General features: G+C 63.7%; 26 protein-coding genes and 1 pseudogene. All 27 read right to left on the bottom strand.

What is annotated here, in order from left to right:
* Nucleotides 1-89: 89 nt before the first annotated feature.
* On the bottom strand, nt 90-1,109 hold the full coding sequence (locus ACR65W_RS02845) for a DNA-directed RNA polymerase subunit alpha (RefSeq protein WP_434500144.1): 1,020 nt from the start codon (nt 1,107-1,109) through the stop codon (nt 90-92).
* Nucleotides 1,110-1,195: 86 nt separating this feature from the next.
* Nucleotides 1,196-1,585, bottom strand: a complete 390-nt coding sequence (rpsK, locus tag ACR65W_RS02840; RefSeq protein WP_014890740.1) for a 30S ribosomal protein S11 — start codon at nt 1,583-1,585, stop codon at nt 1,196-1,198.
* A 103-nt stretch (nt 1,586-1,688) separates the two neighbouring features.
* Nucleotides 1,689-2,057: a 30S ribosomal protein S13 gene (gene rpsM / locus ACR65W_RS02835; RefSeq protein ID WP_018406003.1), complete on the bottom strand. Its 369-nt coding sequence runs from the start codon at nt 2,055-2,057 to the stop codon at nt 1,689-1,691.
* A 208-nt stretch (nt 2,058-2,265) separates the two neighbouring features.
* Nucleotides 2,266-2,853: an adenylate kinase gene (locus ACR65W_RS02830; protein WP_434500145.1), complete on the bottom strand. Its 588-nt coding sequence runs from the start codon at nt 2,851-2,853 to the stop codon at nt 2,266-2,268.
* Nucleotides 2,850-4,190: a preprotein translocase subunit SecY gene (gene secY / locus ACR65W_RS02825; protein ID WP_434500146.1), complete on the bottom strand. Its 1,341-nt coding sequence runs from the start codon at nt 4,188-4,190 to the stop codon at nt 2,850-2,852. Before secY ends, ACR65W_RS02830 begins: the two co-directional genes overlap by 4 nt.
* A 151-nt stretch (nt 4,191-4,341) precedes the next feature.
* Nucleotides 4,342-4,818 (bottom strand): 50S ribosomal protein L15, encoded by a 477-nt coding sequence (rplO, locus tag ACR65W_RS02820; RefSeq protein ID WP_434500147.1) that lies wholly within the window; start codon nt 4,816-4,818, stop codon nt 4,342-4,344.
* 10 nt (nt 4,819-4,828) lie between these two features.
* Nucleotides 4,829-5,038: a 50S ribosomal protein L30 gene (rpmD, locus tag ACR65W_RS02815; protein WP_014890745.1), complete on the bottom strand. Its 210-nt coding sequence runs from the start codon at nt 5,036-5,038 to the stop codon at nt 4,829-4,831.
* Nucleotides 5,039-5,049: 11 nt separating this feature from the next.
* Nucleotides 5,050-5,622, bottom strand: coding sequence for a 30S ribosomal protein S5 (rpsE, locus tag ACR65W_RS02810; RefSeq protein WP_014890746.1), 573 nt, complete (start codon nt 5,620-5,622; stop codon nt 5,050-5,052).
* Between the two features lie 138 nt (nt 5,623-5,760).
* Nucleotides 5,761-6,123: a 50S ribosomal protein L18 gene (rplR, locus tag ACR65W_RS02805; RefSeq protein ID WP_434500148.1), complete on the bottom strand. Its 363-nt coding sequence runs from the start codon at nt 6,121-6,123 to the stop codon at nt 5,761-5,763.
* Nucleotides 6,124-6,132: 9 nt separating this feature from the next.
* Nucleotides 6,133-6,666, bottom strand: coding sequence for a 50S ribosomal protein L6 (rplF, locus tag ACR65W_RS02800; protein ID WP_175095545.1), 534 nt, complete (start codon nt 6,664-6,666; stop codon nt 6,133-6,135).
* Nucleotides 6,667-6,698: 32 nt separating this feature from the next.
* On the bottom strand, nt 6,699-7,097 hold the full coding sequence (gene rpsH / locus ACR65W_RS02795) for a 30S ribosomal protein S8 (protein WP_014890749.1): 399 nt from the start codon (nt 7,095-7,097) through the stop codon (nt 6,699-6,701).
* Between the two features lie 10 nt (nt 7,098-7,107).
* Complete coding sequence (rpsN, locus tag ACR65W_RS02790) at nt 7,108-7,413, bottom strand: 30S ribosomal protein S14 (protein WP_014890750.1); 306 nt, start codon at nt 7,411-7,413, stop codon at nt 7,108-7,110.
* Nucleotides 7,414-7,460: 47 nt separating this feature from the next.
* Nucleotides 7,461-8,183, bottom strand: coding sequence for a 50S ribosomal protein L5 (rplE, locus tag ACR65W_RS02785; RefSeq protein ID WP_434500149.1), 723 nt, complete (start codon nt 8,181-8,183; stop codon nt 7,461-7,463).
* Nucleotides 8,176-8,493 (bottom strand): 50S ribosomal protein L24, encoded by a 318-nt coding sequence (rplX, locus tag ACR65W_RS02780; protein ID WP_018406011.1) that lies wholly within the window; start codon nt 8,491-8,493, stop codon nt 8,176-8,178. Before rplX ends, rplE begins: the two co-directional genes overlap by 8 nt.
* Nucleotides 8,493-8,861 carry a 50S ribosomal protein L14 gene (gene rplN / locus ACR65W_RS02775; protein ID WP_018266630.1) on the bottom strand — a complete coding sequence of 123 codons (369 nt, stop codon included), beginning with the start codon at nt 8,859-8,861 and terminating at the stop codon, nt 8,493-8,495. The genes rplX and rplN overlap by 1 nt, the downstream gene beginning before the upstream one ends.
* A gap of 83 nt (nt 8,862-8,944) precedes the next feature.
* Nucleotides 8,945-9,187, bottom strand: a complete 243-nt coding sequence (rpsQ, locus tag ACR65W_RS02770) for a 30S ribosomal protein S17 (RefSeq protein ID WP_434500150.1) — start codon at nt 9,185-9,187, stop codon at nt 8,945-8,947.
* A gap of 6 nt (nt 9,188-9,193) precedes the next feature.
* Nucleotides 9,194-9,406, bottom strand: a complete 213-nt coding sequence (rpmC, locus tag ACR65W_RS02765; RefSeq protein ID WP_018406013.1) for a 50S ribosomal protein L29 — start codon at nt 9,404-9,406, stop codon at nt 9,194-9,196.
* 10 nt (nt 9,407-9,416) lie between these two features.
* A complete protein-coding gene (gene rplP / locus ACR65W_RS02760) occupies nt 9,417-9,830 on the bottom strand; it encodes a 50S ribosomal protein L16 (protein WP_434494642.1) in 414 nt (137 codons plus the stop codon).
* A 24-nt stretch (nt 9,831-9,854) separates the two neighbouring features.
* On the bottom strand, nt 9,855-10,604 hold the full coding sequence (gene rpsC / locus ACR65W_RS02755; RefSeq protein ID WP_014890757.1) for a 30S ribosomal protein S3: 750 nt from the start codon (nt 10,602-10,604) through the stop codon (nt 9,855-9,857).
* Nucleotides 10,605-10,617: 13 nt separating this feature from the next.
* The gene (rplV, locus tag ACR65W_RS02750; protein WP_434500151.1) at nt 10,618-11,004 is read right to left on the bottom strand and encodes a large ribosomal subunit protein uL22; all 387 of its coding nucleotides are present in this window, start codon (nt 11,002-11,004) and stop codon (nt 10,618-10,620) included.
* Between the two features lie 22 nt (nt 11,005-11,026).
* Nucleotides 11,027-11,305 (bottom strand): 30S ribosomal protein S19, encoded by a 279-nt coding sequence (gene rpsS, locus ACR65W_RS02745; RefSeq protein ID WP_014890759.1) that lies wholly within the window; start codon nt 11,303-11,305, stop codon nt 11,027-11,029.
* Between the two features lie 3 nt (nt 11,306-11,308).
* The gene (rplB, locus tag ACR65W_RS02740) at nt 11,309-12,148 is read right to left on the bottom strand and encodes a 50S ribosomal protein L2 (protein ID WP_434500152.1); all 840 of its coding nucleotides are present in this window, start codon (nt 12,146-12,148) and stop codon (nt 11,309-11,311) included.
* 21 nt (nt 12,149-12,169) lie between these two features.
* The gene (locus ACR65W_RS02735; protein ID WP_014890761.1) at nt 12,170-12,466 is read right to left on the bottom strand and encodes a 50S ribosomal protein L23; all 297 of its coding nucleotides are present in this window, start codon (nt 12,464-12,466) and stop codon (nt 12,170-12,172) included.
* On the bottom strand, nt 12,463-13,083 hold the full coding sequence (rplD, locus tag ACR65W_RS02730) for a 50S ribosomal protein L4 (protein ID WP_123176886.1): 621 nt from the start codon (nt 13,081-13,083) through the stop codon (nt 12,463-12,465). Before rplD ends, ACR65W_RS02735 begins: the two co-directional genes overlap by 4 nt.
* A 3-nt stretch (nt 13,084-13,086) precedes the next feature.
* Entirely contained in the window at nt 13,087-13,824 is a 738-nt protein-coding gene (gene rplC / locus ACR65W_RS02725) for a 50S ribosomal protein L3 (RefSeq protein WP_434500153.1), read from the bottom strand.
* 57 nt (nt 13,825-13,881) lie between these two features.
* Nucleotides 13,882-14,190, bottom strand: a complete 309-nt coding sequence (rpsJ, locus tag ACR65W_RS02720) for a 30S ribosomal protein S10 (RefSeq protein ID WP_014890764.1) — start codon at nt 14,188-14,190, stop codon at nt 13,882-13,884.
* Between the two features lie 112 nt (nt 14,191-14,302).
* Nucleotides 14,303-14,447 (bottom strand): annotated as a pseudogene (gene tuf, locus ACR65W_RS02715) (elongation factor Tu); the annotation flags it as partial.

Below are 14,447 nucleotides of genomic sequence, written 5' to 3'. Positions count from 1 at the left end.
TGCCAAGGAACGGCCGTCGATTATGGGCAGTCGGCGTTAGGCAGTCGGCAGTCGAAATCCGACTGCCGAAGCCCGACTGACGATTGCCGTCAGTAATGCTCCTCGAATCTCTTCGCGAGATCGTCGATGTTCTCCGGCGGCCAGCCAGGGACTTCCATGCCCAGATGCAGTCCCATCTGCGCCAGCACCTCCTTGATCTCATTCAAGGACTTGCGGCCGAAGTTCGGCGTGCGCAGCATCTCGGCTTCCGATTTCTGGATAAGGTCGCCGATGTAGACGATATTGTCGTTCTTCAGGCAGTTCGCCGAACGCACCGAAAGCTCCAGCTCGTCCACCTTCTTCAGCAGCGCCGGATTGAAAGCGAGCTGCGGAATCGACGGCGCGGCCTCCTCGCGGCGCGGCTCTTCGAAATTGACGAAGACGTTGAGCTGGTCCTGGAGAATGCGCGCCGAATAGGCGATCGCGTCTTCCGGGCTCATCGCGCCATTCGTCTCGACCGTCAGCGTCAGCTTGTCATAGTCGAGAACCTGGCCCTCGCGGGTGTTTTCGACGCGATAGCTGACCTTCTTGACCGGCGAATAGAGGCTGTCGATCGGAATGAGGCCGATCGGGGCGTCTTCGGCGCGGTTGCGGTCGGCGGGCGCATAGCCCTTGCCGTTGGCGACGGTGAACTCGATGCGGATCTCGGCGCCTTCGTCGAGGGTGCAGATGACGAGTTCAGGGTTGAGGACCTGCACGTCGCCCGTGACCTGGATGTCGCCCGCGGTGACGGCCCCCGGTCCCGTCTTCTTGAGCGTCAGGCGCTTCATGCCATCGCCCTGGTATTTGATGGCGATGTCCTTGATGTTGAGGACGATGTCGGTTACGTCCTCGCGCACGCCGGGGATCGACGAGAACTCGTGCAGCACCCCGTCGATGTGAATCGACGTGATCGCCGCGCCCTGCAAGGACGACAGCAGAATGCGGCGCAGGGCGTTGCCAAGCGTCACGCCGAAGCCGCGCTCCAGCGGCTCGGCGACGGCGGTCGCGACGCGCCTGGGATCGTCTCCGGCGGTGACTTCGAGCTTGTTCGGCTTGATGAGTTCCTGCCAGTTCTTCTGGATGCTCACTTGGAGGCCTTTCCTTGAAGCTCCTGAGTGCGGCGTTGGGGCATGCGCCGCGCCGCGCGAAATCAAATCAGACAATCTGAATGAACTCAGACGCGGCGGCGCTTGCGCGGCCGGCAGCCGTTGTGGGGAATGGGCGTCACATCGCGGATCGAAGTGACGGTAAAGCCCGCCGCCTGCAGCGCGCGCAGCGCCGACTCACGGCCGGAGCCCGGACCCGAGACTTCGACTTCAAGCGTGCGCACGCCATGCTCGCCGGCCTTGCGGGCGGCGTCTTCGGCGGCCATCTGCGCGGCGTAGGGCGTGGATTTGCGCGAGCCTTTGAATCCCATCGACCCCGCGGACGACCATGACACAGTATTGCCCTGCGCGTCGGTGATGGTGATCATGGTGTTGTTGAACGTCGAATTCACATGCGCGACGCCGGAAACGATGTTCTTGCGCTCGCGGCGACGAACGCGCGTTGTGTCCTTGGCCATTTTTTCTTGCGTCCTTCAAACGCGCCCGTAGTTCCAGGCGCTAGGGATTTCGGTTGTCATGGCCGGGCGTGTCCCGGCCATCGATGATTGTCCTGAAGGCCGATTACTTCTTCTTGCCGGCGATCGGCTTCGCCTTGCCCTTGCGGGTGCGGGCGTTGGTGTGCGTGCGCTGGCCGCGCACGGGGAGCTGGCGGCGATGGCGCAGGCCGCGATAGCAGCCGAGATCCATCAGGCGCTTGATGTTGATCGCGACCTCGCGGCGCAGATCGCCCTCGACCATGTAGTCGCGGTCGATGGTTTCGCGAATTTGTAGAACTTCAGCGTCGGTGAGCTGCGCCACGCGGCGTTCGGCCGGGATGCTCACCTTTTCGCAGATTTCCTCGGCCTTCTTCGCGCCAATGCCGTGGATATATTGGAGCGCAATGACGACGCGCTTGTTCGTCGGGATATTGACGCCTGCAATTCGGGCCACTTTGTCTCTCCATGTGAGAAGGAGCCTTAAGCTCCGGAATGACGCCCGCGTCCGGTGGAGCCCGGCCCATGCGGACGGTTGCGAACCGTCTTCATACGAAAACAGGCCCCGTCCCCCAATCCGGGAGCCGGAGCCGCCTGTCCAACAACGTGAAGGCTGTCTATTTAGGGGCCATTGGCCAGATGGTCAAGCGACTTCGCGAAAAAACCTAGCCGGCGCCCGACAGGGCGCGATCGATCTCCGCGGTTACATCCTCGATCGGCGCCATGCCGTCGATCTTGGTCAGTTCGCTACGCTTGGCGTAGTGCGCCGACACCGGGGCCGTCTGGGCCCGATAGGCTTCGAGCCGCGTCTTGAAGCTTTCCGGATTGTCGTCTGCGCGCACCGCGCCGCCCGCGGCGCGGGTTTCGTCGACGCGTTTGCGCATCCGGTCGACGAGCGCGCCTTCGTCGACGGCGAGCTCGAGCACGGCGTCGAGCGTCAAGCCCCGGCGCACGAGAAGCTCCTGCAGCGCCTCCGCCTGCGCCACAGTGCGCGGGAAGCCGTCGAGAATGAACCCGTTGGCGCAGTCAGCCGCGCCGAGCCGTTCGTCGATCAAGCCGATCACGACCTCGTCCGGCACCAGCGCGCCAGCGTCCATGATCTCCTTGGCCCTCAGTCCAATCGGCGTTTTCGCCGCGACCGCGGCGCGCAGCATGTCTCCCGTCGAGAGCTGCGGCACGCCGTGCTTTTCGACGAGACGCGCCGCCTGCGTTCCCTTGCCGGCCCCCGGCGGACCGAGCAGCACCAGCCTCATCGCGCGCGTTTCCCGCCGCGAAGCTTGGTCTTGCGAATCAGCCCCTCATATTGCTGCGCCTGCATATGACCGTGGATCTGCGCCACAGTATCCATGGTGACGCTGACGACGATGAGCAGCGACGTGCCGCCGAAATAGAACGGCAGATTGGCGTAGGCGATGAGCCCTTCCGGAATGATGCAGATGACCGCCAGATAGGCCGCGCCGAGCACCGTGATCCGCATCAGCACTTCGTCGATGAATTTCGCCGTGCGTTCGCCGGGGCGAATGCCCGGCACGAAACCGCCGTGCTTCTTGAGATTGTCCGCCGTCTCGACCGGATTGAAAACGATCGCGGTGTAAAAGAAGGCGAAGAACACGATCAATCCGACATAGGCGAGCATATACAACGGCCGCCCGTGGCCGAAATAGGCTGAGATCGTCGCGAAGACGCTTTCGCTGCCGGTCGATTGGTAGAAATTCGCCACGGTCGTCGGCAAGAGCAGCAGCGACGATGCGAAGATCGGCGGGATGACGCCGGACGTGTTCAGCTTCAGCGGCAGGAACGACGTCTGTCCCTCATAGACCCGGTTGCCGTGCTGGCGCTTGGGATAGGTGATCAGCAGGCGCCGCTGCGCCCGCTCCATGAACACGATGAAGGCGACGACGGCGAAGGACATGACGATGACGCCGATGATCAGCGCCGTCGAAATGGCGCCCTGCCGGCCCAGCTCCAAGGTCGACACAATCGCCGACGGAAACGCGGCGACGATGCCGGCGAAGATAATGAGCGAGGATCCGTTGCCGATTCCGCGAGAGGTGATCTGCTCGCCGAGCCACATCAGGAACATCGTGCCGCCGACCAGCGTCACGACCGTGGTGATGCGGAAGAATATGCCCGGATCGGTGACGACGCCCTGCTGGCCCTCCAGCCCGATCGCCATCGCATAGGCCTGGAACGTCGCGAGCGCGACGGTGAGGTAGCGGGTATATTGGTTGATGACCTTGCGGCCCTGCTCGCCCTCTTTCTTCAGAGTCTCGAGCGTCGGAATCACCGACGTCAGCAGCTGGATGATAATCGACGCCGAAATATACGGCATGATGTTGAGCGCGAAGATCGCGCGGCGCTGCACGGCGCCGCCCGCGAACATGTTGAAGAGCTCCAGCATGCCCTTCGACTGGCCGAAAAAGCTTTTCGCGAAAGCCTCGGGGTCAATGCCCGGCAGCGGCACGTAAGTGCCAAGGCGATAGACGATCAGCGCGCCCAGCGTGAACAGGATGCGCTTTTTCAATTCCTCGGATTTGCCGAAGGCGGAGAGATTGACGTTGGCCGCGAGCTGCTCGGCTGCCGATGCCATGAAGGAACTCCCCTTTCGCGCCGCTGTCGACGCGACGCATTTTGTTGGGCTCAGCGCTCGGAGCGTAGCAATCGAGGCTCGCCCGCTCCGTTCGGAGCGTTTGGTATAAAACAGCGCAGCCGCTCATGCGAGAGCGGCCGCACATTTTGCTTTATTGCGCCGGCGTCTCGCCGGCGAGAAGTTTCACGGAGCCGCCTGCGCCCTCGATGGCCGCGACCGCCGATTTGGAGGCCGCCGAGACCTCGAAGGCGAGCTTTGTCTTCAACTCGCCCTGGCCGAGGATCTTGACGCCGTCGCGCGGCCTGGTGACGACGCCGGCCGCAAGCAGCGTCTCGATCGTCACCAGCGCGTTGGCGTCGAGCTTGCCGGCGTCGAGCGCCTGTTGAATGCGCCCGAGATTGACTTCGTTGTAGTGCGTCGAGAACGGATTGTAGAATCCGCGCTTCGGCAGGCGCCGATGCAACGGCATCTGACCGCCCTCGAAGCCCTTGATCGCCACGCCGGTGCGCGCCTTCTGGCCCTTGACGCCGCGCCCGCCGGTCTTGCCCTTGCCGGAGCCGATGCCGCGGCCGACGCGCATGCGGTTCTTACTCGCGCCCGGATTGTCGGTGATTTCATTGAGTTTCATGGCCGCGTCCTCACTTCCCGTCGACGGTTTTGGCGTCGACGATTTTCACGAGATGCGCCACCTTAGCGATCATCCCGCGCACGGCCGGCGTGTCTTCCAGCGCGCGGCGGCGGCCAATGCGCGTCAGGCCGAGGCCAAGAAGCGTCCGGCGCTGCCGTTCGGGACGGCCGATCGGGCTGCCGATCTGTTCGACGACGATCTGCTGCGTGCTCTTCGTCATGGGTCGTCTCCTTACGCGTCGACGGCGTCGGCGTCGACGCCTTGACGGCGCGACTGCAGCACCGAAACTTTAAGCGAGCGGCGCGCCGCGACGGAGCGCGGCGAGTCTTCGCGGCCGAGCGCATCGAAGGTCGCGCGGATCATGTTGTAGGGATTGGACGACCCCTGGCTCTTCGCCACGACGTCATGCATGCCCAGCGTTTCGAAAATCGCGCGCATTGGACCGCCGGCGATGATTCCGGTGCCGGCCGGCGCCGCGCGCAGGATGACGCGGCCCGCGCCATGGCGGCCATGGACGTCATGATGCAGCGTGCGGCCTTCGCGCAGCGGCACGCGGATCAACGCGCGCTTGGCCGCTTCCGTCGCCTTGCGGATCGCCTCAGGCACTTCGCGCGCCTTGCCGTGTCCATAGCCAACGCGGCCCTTCTGGTCGCCGACGACGACGAGCGCGGCGAAGCCGAAACGCCGGCCGCCCTTCACCACCTTCGCGACGCGATTGATGTGGACCAGACGATCCACAAATTCGCCGTCGCGATCGTCACGATCCCGATCGCGGCCGCGACCGCCTTCTCCTTCACGCGCCATTGTCTCTTCCGTCACTTACGCGGCGTGATGCGCCGCTCGCTTCCTTCACTGCCGACCCATCGGATCGACGCCCGGCGCATCCGCGCCGGCACGCATTCCGCGCGAGAAGCGCACGCCCTCAACGGCGCGCGCCCCCAGTTAGAACTCCAGGCCGCCCTCGCGGGCGCCGTCGGCCAGCGCCTTGACGCGCCCGTGATACATGTACGCGCCACGGTCGAAAACGACCTCTTTGACGCCCTTGGCGACGGCGCGCTCCGCGAGGAGCTTGCCGACGACCTTCGCCGCCTCGACGTCCGCGCCGGTCTTCAGACCCTCGCGATTCGCCTTCTCGAGCGAAGAGGCGGCGGCGACCGTCGCGCCCCTCTCGTCGTCGATGATCTGCGCATAAATCTGCTTGGACGAGCGAAACACCGAAAGGCGCAACCGCCCCTTGGCGCGTTCACGGATCGCCCGGCGCACCCGCGCCTTTCGACGCTGTTCGACTTTGACATCCCTGGCCATGGCGGGTCCTTACTTCTTCTTGCCTTCCTTGCGGAAGATGAATTCATTGGCGTATTTGACGCCCTTGCCCTTGTAGGGCTCGGGCGGGCGCAGGGCGCGGATCTCGGCGGCGACTTGACCGACCTGGCGCCGATCCATGCCGCTGATGCTGATTTCCGTCGGCTTCGGCGTCACGATCGCGATGCCGGCCGGAATCGGATAGCTCACGTCATGCGAATAGCCGAGCGCGAGTTGCAGCGTTTTTCCCTGCACCGCGGCGCGATAGCCGACGCCGGTGATCTCAAGCTTCTTCTCAAAGCCCGTGGTCACGCCGACGACGATATTGTTGATCTGAGCGCGCGCCGTTCCCCACAGCGCGCGGGCGCGCTTGGTTTCATTGCGCGGGTCGACCGAGATGGCGTTGTCCTGCTGGACGACGGAAACGTCGTCGGGCGCCAGGAACTCCAGCTGGCCCTTCGCGCCCTTCACCTGCACGAGCTGACCGTCCACCTTGGCGGTGACGCCGGCGGGAATGACGACAGGCTTCTTGCCGATACGAGACATGGTTGCAAATCCTGTTTGATGAGGCGCAAGGTCTAGAAGACCTTGCACAGCACCTCGCCACCGACATTATTCTCGCGCGCCGCGTGATCGGCCATGACGCCCTTCGGCGTCGACACGATGGTGACGCCGAGGCCATTCGCCACGCGCGGCACTGCGTCAACCGCCGCATAGACGCGGCGGCCCGGACGCGACACGCGTTCGATCTGCTTGATGACCGGTTCGCCGTCGAAATATTTCAGTTCGATCTCGAACTCGGTCCGGCCATTGCCGAAGTCGGTGCTGCTATAGCCGCGGATATAGCCCTCTTCCTTCAGCACGTCGAGCACATGCGCGCGCAGCTTCGAGCCGGGCGAGGACACCTTATCCTTGCGGCGCATCTGGGCGTTGCGGATGCGGGTGAGGAGATCGCCCAATGGATCGTTGATCGCCATCTGCGTCTCCTTACCAGCTAGACTTCACGAGGCCGGGCACCAGGCCGCGGGACCCCAATTCGCGCAGCGCAATGCGCGACATTTTCAGCTTGCGATAAAAGCCGCGCGGACGGCCCGACACTTCGCAGCGGTTGCGCACGCGAACAGGCGCCGAATTGCGCGGGAGCTCAGCAAGCTTGAGACGCGCCTCGAACTGCTCTTCGACGCTCAGCGTCTTGTCGTTCGCGACCGCCTTCAGCCGCGCGCGCCGCCCGGCGTAGGATTTCACGAGCCTTCGCTTCCGCTTGTTGTTCTCAATCGCGCTTTTCTTCGCCATTACCAGTTTCGCCTTTCAGTATCCGCGTTTGAGGAGCTGTTACGCCCTCACTGCCGGAACGGGAAATTGAACGCCTTCAGCAAGGCGCGCGCCTCTTCGTCGGTCTTGGCCGTCGTGCAGACGATCACGTCCATGCCCAGGATCGACTCGGCCTTGTCGTAGTCGATTTCGGGGAACACGATGTGCTCCTTGATGCCGAGCGCATAATTCCCGCGTCCGTCGAACGACTTCGGATTCAATCCGCGGAAGTCGCGCACGCGCGGCAGCGCCACGGTGATGAGACGATCCAGAAACTCATACATCCGCGTCTTGCGCAGCGTCACCTTCGCGCCGATCGGCATGTTCTCGCGCAGCTTGAAGGTCGAGATCGCCTTGCGCGCGCGGGTGACGACCGGGCGCTGGCCGGCGATAAGGCTAAGGTCGGCCGCCGCCGACGTCGCCTTCTTGCTGTCGTTGACGGATTCGCCGACGCCCATGTTGAGCACGATCTTCTCGATCGTCGGCACTTCGAGCGCGTTCTTATAGCCGAACTGCTTCTGCAACGCTTCGCGCACGACCTCTTCATAATGCTTGCGCATGCGCGGCACATAGGAGCCGTCCGCGCCGACCGCTGCCGCGTCGTCGCCGGATGTCGCCAGCTTTTCCTTAGCCGCAGGCTTTTCGGCCGATTTGGCGGCGGCCTTCTTCGGCTCCTTCGCCTCCGCGCCCTCGGCGGCGGGCTTTTGAGCCTTGGCGGGCTTTTCGGCCTTGGGCTTCTTTTCCTCAGCCATCGATCAATTCTCCGGAACGCTTGGCGACGCGGACCTTGCGGCCGTCGTCGAGAATCTTGAATCCAACGCGCGTCGCCTTGCCGTCCTTGGGATCGGCGACCGCCAGATTCGACAAATTGATCGGCGCGGCCTTGTTGATGATGCCGGCTTCGCGATCCTTGGTCTGACGCTGATGGCGCTTGACGATATTGACGCCGTCGACGACGGCGCGGCCCTCGTCGGGAATCACGCGCAGCACCTCGCCGCTGCGGCCCTTGTCGCGGCCGGCGAGAACGACGACTTTGTCGCCCTTCTTGATCTTGGCGGCCATTACAAAACCTCCGGGGCGAGCGAGATGATCTTCATGTGGTTCTTGGCGCGCAGCTCGCGCGGCACCGGCCCGAAAATGCGGGTGCCGATCGGCTCTTTCTGATTGTTGATCAGCACCGCGGCGTTCGAATCGAAACGGATCACGGAGCCGTCAGCACGCTTGATGTCCTTCGCGGTGCGAACGACGACGGCCTTCAGCACGTCGCCCTTCTTGACGCGGCCGCGCGGAATCGCCTCCTTGATCGACACGACAATAATGTCGCCGACGCCGGCGTATTTGCGCTTGGAGCCGCCCAGCACCTTGATGCACATCACGCGGCGCGCGCCGGAGTTGTCGGCGACGTCGAGATTGGTTTGCATCTGAATCATGGCTTACCCGCCTTTCGTTCCGGTCTGGTTTCGGCAAGCCCCTTTGGACTCGCCGACTTCGTCCGGACAGTTCGTTCTAACGACTACGCCTCGGCCGCCACTTCGACGACCCGCCAGCGCTTCAATTTGGAGATCGGCGCGGTCTCTTCGATCGTCACCGAATCGCCCACCTTGAACGCGCCGTTTTCGTCATGGGCGTGATAGTTCTTCGTGCGGCGCACCGTCTTCTGGAACAGCGGGTGGGTGAAACGGCGTTCGACCTTCACCACCACGGTCTTGTTCTGCTTGTCGCTGACGACGACGCCCTGGAGAATTCGCTTCGGCATGGCGCTTTAACCCTGCTTTTCGGCGCGCTTATGCGCGGCGATGGTTTTCGTGCGGGCAATGTCGCGACGAACGACGCGCACGCGTGAGGTGTTCTCGAGCTGGCCGGTCGCCCGCTGGAAGCGCAGATTGAACTGCTCTTTCTTGAGCTTCAGCACTTCGTCATTGAGCTGATCTTCGGTCATCGCCTTGATGTCGGAGAGGCGCTGTTTGGATTTCATCACGTTCCCCTTATTCGGCGATGCGTTCGATGAAGCGCGTCTTGATCGGCAGCTTCGCGGCGGCGAGCGTTAAGGCCTCGCGCGCGAGAGGCGCCGGCACGCCGTCGATCTCGAACATGATGCGGCCGGGCGCGACGCGCACGGCCCAGAATTCCGGCGCGCCCTTGCCCTTGCCCATACGCACTTCGGTCGGCTTTTTGGAGACCGGCACGTCGGGGAAGATGCGAATCCAGACGCGGCCGGCGCGCTTCATATGGCGCGTCATGGCGCGGCGCGCGGCCTCGATCTGGCGCGCGGTGATGCGCTCCGGCTCCAGCGCTTTAAGGCCGAACTGACCGAAGTTCAGCGAAAAGCCCGCCTTGGAGGCGCCACGGATGCGGCCCTTGAAGGCCTTGCGGAACTTGGTGCGTTTGGGTTGCAGCATGATTGCGCTCTTTAATCTTGTTCGTTACGCCGCGTCGCGCGGTTCGCGGTGCTCGCGACGGCGGCGTTCGCCGCCGCGGTCGCGATCGCCATGATCGCCGCCGGACGCCTGTTCGGCCGCCTTCTTGTCCTGCGCCATCGGATCGTGCTCAAGAATTTCGCCCTTGAAGATCCAGACCTTGATGCCGCAAGCGCCATAGGCGGTATGCGCGGTGGCGGTGCCGTAATCGACGTCGGCGCGCAGCGTGTGCAGCGGCACGCGTCCTTCGCGATACCATTCGAGACGGGCGATCTCGGCGCCGCCGAGACGGCCCGAGCAATTGATGCGAATGCCCTGCGCGCCCAACCGAATGGCCGATTGCACGGCGCGCTTCATCGCGCGGCGGAAGGCGACGCGACGCTCCAGCTGCTGCGCGATCGACTCGGCGACGAGCGCGGCCTCGGTTTCGGGCTTGCGCACTTCGACGATGTTGATGACGACTTCGCTGCCGGTGAGCTTGCCCACGAGCTTGCGGATCTTGTCGATGTCCGCGCCCTTCTTGCCGATGACGACGCCGGGACGCGCCGAATAGATCGTCACGCGGCACTTCTTGTGCGGGCGCTCGATGACGATCTTCGACACCGCCGCCTGCTTCAAGGTTTTCGACACGGTTTCGCGGATCGCCATGTCCTCGTGCAGGAGCTTGGCGTATTCGCCCTTACTGGCGAACCAGCGCGAGTCCCAGGTGCGGTTGACGCCCAGTCGCAGCCCGATCGGATTAACCTTCTGACCCATGGTTTTAAATCCTTTAGGCGTTGGCTTGCGCTTGGACTTCGCGCACGATGATCGTCAGATTGGCGAAGGGCTTCTCGACGCGGCTCGCCCGTCCGCGGGCGCGGGCGTGGAAACGCTTCATCACCAGCGCCTTGCCGACAAAGGCCTGGGCGACGACGAGATCGTCGACGTCGAGACCGTGATTGTTCTCGGCGTTGGCGATGGCGCTTTCAAGCGCCTTCTTCACCTCATGCGCGATCCGCTTTCTGGAGAACTCCAGATCGGCGAGCGCGCGTTCCACCTTCTTGCCACGGATCAACTGCGCGAGCAGATTGAGCTTCTGCGGCGAGACGCGCAGCATGCGCGCGACGGCCTTCGCTTCATTTTCCGCAAGCCGGGGCGGATTGGCTTCCTTCGACATCGTGAGCCTCTCTTAGCCTCTCTTAGCCCCTCTTGGCCTTCTTGTCGGCCGCATGGCCGTGGAAGGTGCGGGTCGGAGCGAATTCGCCGAATTTGTGCCCGATCATGTCTTCCGACACGGACACGGGAATATGTTTCTGGCCGTTATGGACGCCGAAGGTCAGTCCCACGAATTGCGGGATGATCGTGGAGCGGCGGCTCCAGATCTTGATCACCTCGGAGCGGCCTGAACCACGCGAGGTCTCGGCCTTCTTGAGAAGATAGCCGTCGACGAACGGGCCCTTCCAAATCGAGCGCGCCATGGGTTAGCCCTTCTTCTTGCGATTGTGTCGCGAGGACACAATGAACCGGTCGGTGGATTTATTGGTGCGGGTCTTCTTGCCCTTGGTCGGCTTGCCCCAGGGCGTGACCGGATGACGACCGCCAGAGGTGCGGCCTTCGCCGCCGCCATGCGGATGGTCGATCGGATTCATCGTGACGCCGCGATTGTGCGGGCGGCGGCCGAGCCAGCGCGAACGGCCGGCCTTGCCGATCGAGGTGTTCATATGATCGGGATTGGACACGGCGCCGAGCGTCGCGAAGCACTGGCCGTGCACGAGGCGCTGCTCGCCAGAATTCAGTCTGATGATCACGTAGCCCTGGTCGCGGCCGACGATCTGCGCATAGGTTCCGGCCGACCTCGCGATGGCGCCGCCCTTGCCGATCTTCATCTCGACATTGTGCACGATGGCGCCGACGGGAATGTTGGCGATCGGCATGGCGTTGCCGGGCTTCACGTCGACCTGATTGCCGGCGATCACTTCGTCGCCGACGGAGAGCCGCTGCGGCGCGAGAATATAGGCAAGCTCATTGTCCGTGTAGCGAATGAGCGCGATGAACGCCGTCCGGTTCGGATCATATTCGAGCCGCTCGACCTTGCCCGAAACGTCGAGCTTGCGCCGCTTGAAATCGACGACGCGATAGGCCTGCTTATGGCCGCCGCCGCGAAAGCGCACGGTGATCCGGCCGGTGTTGTTGCGCCCGCCCTTTGAGCTCTTGCCCTCGGTCAGAGTCTTGACCGGCTTGCCCTTGTAGAGCTCTCTGCGGTCGACAATGACGAGCTGGCGAAGGCTCGGCGTGACCGGCTTGAATGTCTTCAGCGCCATCGTTCTATCCTCACGCCTTCCTTACAGTCCGGTCGTCACGTCGATCTTATGGCCCTCGGCGAGGGTCACGACCGCTTTCTTGACGTCGCTCTGCTGGCCGCGCTGACCGCGGAAGGTCTTGACCTTGCCCTTGCGCACCAGCGTATTGACCGCTTCGACCTTGACGTCGAAGAGACCTTCGACCGCCGCCTTGATCTGCGGCTTCGTCGCGGTCTTCGCGACCTTGAACACAACCTTATTGCTCTCCGAGGCGAGCGTCGCCTTCTCGGTGATGACCGGGGCGACGATCACGTCGTAATGGCGAACGTCCTTGCTCATTTCAGTCGCGCCTCCAGCGCGTCCACTGCGGCGCGGGTCAACACCAGCTTCTCGCGGCGGAGGATGTCATAAACATTGACGCCTTCGACGGGCAGGATGTCGATCTTCGGGATATTGCGTGCGGCGAGCACGAAATTGTTCTGCGGCGCGCCGCCAACGATGATGATCGCGTTCTCGAGGCCCGTCTTTGCGAAACTCGATGCGAGCAGCTTCGTCTTGGGCTCGGCGAGCTCCGCCGACTCCCAGACGATGATGCCGCCGTCCTTGGCTTTCGCGGACAGAGCATGTTTCAGCGCGAGCTGGCGAACCTTCTTGGTAAGGTCATGCGCATGGCTGCGCACCACCGGGCCGAAGGCGCGTCCGCCGCCGCGGAACTGCGGCGCGCGCGCCGAGCCGTGACGGGCGCCGCCGGTGCCCTTCTGCTTGTGCAGCTTCTTGCCCGAGCGCGCGATCTCGGCGCGGTTCTTCACCGCATGGGTGCCGGCGCGCCGCTTGGCGAGCTGCCAGCGGATCATGCGGAAGATCAGGTCTTTACGCGGCTCAAGGCCGAAGACCTCATCGGAAAGTTCGATCGAACCGGCCGCCTGGCCGTCGAACGACGTGACGTCGATCTTCACGGCTCAGTCCTCCTTCTTCGCTTCTTGCGGAGCGGCGTCTAAATTCGCGGCTTCACCCTGTCCGTTGCCGAGGCGGAATTTGCCCGGCTGCGGCGCATCCTTCGGCAGCGCGCGCTTCACCGCGTCGCGCACGAAAATCCAACCGCCGGCGGTGCCCGGCACCGCCCCTTCGACCAGCAGCAGTCCCCGCGCGGGGTCCGTCTGCACCACCCGCAGATTTTGCGTGGTGACGCGCTCGACGCCCATATGGCCGGCCATTTTCTTGTTCTTGAAGGTCTTGCCCGGGTCCTGACGGCCGCCGGTCGAACCGTGCGAACGGTGCGAAACGGAGACGCCGTGCGACGCGCGCAGACCGCCGAAGCCCCAGCGCTTCATCGGGCCGGCGAAGCCTTTGCCGGTGGAGGTTCCGGTCACGTCGACGAACTGGCCGACGACGAAATGATCCGCCGTGATCTCGGCGCCGATCGGCAGCAACTCTTCCTCTTTCACCCGAAACTCGGCGAGCTTCAGCTTCGGCTCCACCGAGGCCGCGGCGAACCGCGTGCGTTCGGCCTTCGAAACATTCTTGACCTTGGCGCGGCCGATGCCGAGCTGAACGGCGGTGTAGCCGTTCTTCTCTTGAGTCCGCTGCGCGACGACCTGGCAGCCGTCGAGCTTCAGGACCGTGACCGGCACATGCTCGCCCGCCTCCGTGAAGATGCGGGTCATTCCGACCTTTTGCGCGATGACGCCCGACCGCATGATCCAATCCTTCGCAAAGCGCGCTCGCATCCTTAGCGAGCGCCGCTTGAATTCCGTTTAGAGCTTGATCTCGACATCCACGCCGGCGGCAAGATCGAGCTTCATGAGCGCGTCCACCGTTTGCGGGGTGGGATCGACAATGTCGAGAACGCGTTTATGCGTTCTGATCTCGAACTGTTCGCGCGACTTCTTGTCGATGTGCGGCGAACGGTTCACCGTGAATTTTTCGATGCGCGTCGGAAGCGGAATCGGACCGCGGACCTGAGCGCCCGTGCGCTTGGCCGTCGAGACGATCTCCTTCGTCGACGTGTCGAGAATCCGGTGATCGAACGCCTTGAGGCGAATCCGGATATTTTGACCGTTCATTGTTCCGTCCTTTAGGACCGCGAGCGGTTCTGCTCGCCTTCATGCGCCGCGCGCCTTTGCGCGCGGCTTCTTTCACAAGAGCGAGCGCTTGGCCCGCGGCCCGGGATTCGCTTTACTCGATGATGCTGGCGACGACGCCGGCGCCGACCGTTCGGCCGCCTTCGCGGATGGCGAAGCGCAGCTTCTCCTCCATGGCGATCGGCACGATCAGCGCGACCTCCATCGTCACATTGTCGCCCGGCATCACCATCTCCACG

The organism is Methylocystis sp. (assembly GCF_051062815.1).
Classification (GTDB): domain Bacteria; phylum Pseudomonadota; class Alphaproteobacteria; order Rhizobiales; family Beijerinckiaceae; genus Methylocystis.
This window is presented reverse-complemented; position numbering and strand designations above follow the sequence as displayed.

Coding starts and splice junctions, on each gene's coding strand:
- rpsK (WP_014890740.1), bottom strand. CDS start 1,585: ATGGCCAAGGACACAACGCGCGTTCGTCGCCGCGAGCGCAAGAACATC.
- ACR65W_RS02830 (WP_434500145.1), bottom strand. CDS start 2,853: ATGAGGCTGGTGCTGCTCGGTCCGCCGGGGGCCGGCAAGGGAACGCAG.
- secY (WP_434500146.1), bottom strand. CDS start 4,190: ATGGCATCGGCAGCCGAGCAGCTCGCGGCCAACGTCAATCTCTCCGCC.
- rplO (WP_434500147.1), bottom strand. CDS start 4,818: ATGAAACTCAATGAAATCACCGACAATCCGGGCGCGAGTAAGAACCGC.
- rpmD (WP_014890745.1), bottom strand. CDS start 5,038: ATGACGAAGAGCACGCAGCAGATCGTCGTCGAACAGATCGGCAGCCCG.
- rpsE (WP_014890746.1), bottom strand. CDS start 5,622: ATGGCGCGTGAAGGAGAAGGCGGTCGCGGCCGCGATCGGGATCGTGAC.
- rplR (WP_434500148.1), bottom strand. CDS start 6,123: ATGGCCAGGGATGTCAAAGTCGAACAGCGTCGAAAGGCGCGGGTGCGC.
- rplF (WP_175095545.1), bottom strand. CDS start 6,666: ATGTCTCGTATCGGCAAGAAGCCTGTCGTCATTCCCGCCGGCGTCACC.
- rpsH (WP_014890749.1), bottom strand. CDS start 7,097: ATGGCGATCAACGATCCATTGGGCGATCTCCTCACCCGCATCCGCAAC.
- rpsN (WP_014890750.1), bottom strand. CDS start 7,413: ATGGCGAAGAAAAGCGCGATTGAGAACAACAAGCGGAAGCGAAGGCTC.
- rplE (WP_434500149.1), bottom strand. CDS start 8,183: ATGGCTGAGGAAAAGAAGCCCAAGGCCGAAAAGCCCGCCAAGGCTCAA.
- rplX (WP_018406011.1), bottom strand. CDS start 8,493: ATGGCCGCCAAGATCAAGAAGGGCGACAAAGTCGTCGTTCTCGCCGGC.
- rplN (WP_018266630.1), bottom strand. CDS start 8,861: ATGATTCAGATGCAAACCAATCTCGACGTCGCCGACAACTCCGGCGCG.
- rpsQ (WP_434500150.1), bottom strand. CDS start 9,187: ATGCCGAAGCGAATTCTCCAGGGCGTCGTCGTCAGCGACAAGCAGAAC.
- rpmC (WP_018406013.1), bottom strand. CDS start 9,406: ATGAAATCCAAACAGCGCCTCTCCGACATCAAGGCGATGACCGAAGAT.
- rplP (WP_434494642.1), bottom strand. CDS start 9,830: ATGCTGCAACCCAAACGCACCAAGTTCCGCAAGGCCTTCAAGGGCCGC.
- rpsC (WP_014890757.1), bottom strand. CDS start 10,604: ATGGGTCAGAAGGTTAATCCGATCGGGCTGCGACTGGGCGTCAACCGC.
- rplV (WP_434500151.1), bottom strand. CDS start 11,004: ATGTCGAAGGAAGCCAATCCGCCCCGGCTTGCGGAAAATGAAGCGAAG.
- rpsS (WP_014890759.1), bottom strand. CDS start 11,305: ATGGCGCGCTCGATTTGGAAGGGCCCGTTCGTCGACGGCTATCTTCTC.
- rplB (WP_434500152.1), bottom strand. CDS start 12,148: ATGGCGCTGAAGACATTCAAGCCGGTCACGCCGAGCCTTCGCCAGCTC.
- ACR65W_RS02735 (WP_014890761.1), bottom strand. CDS start 12,466: ATGAGCAAGGACGTTCGCCATTACGACGTGATCGTCGCCCCGGTCATC.
- rplC (WP_434500153.1), bottom strand. CDS start 13,824: ATGCGGTCGGGCGTCATCGCGCAAAAGGTCGGAATGACCCGCATCTTC.
- rpsJ (WP_014890764.1), bottom strand. CDS start 14,190: ATGAACGGTCAAAATATCCGGATTCGCCTCAAGGCGTTCGATCACCGG.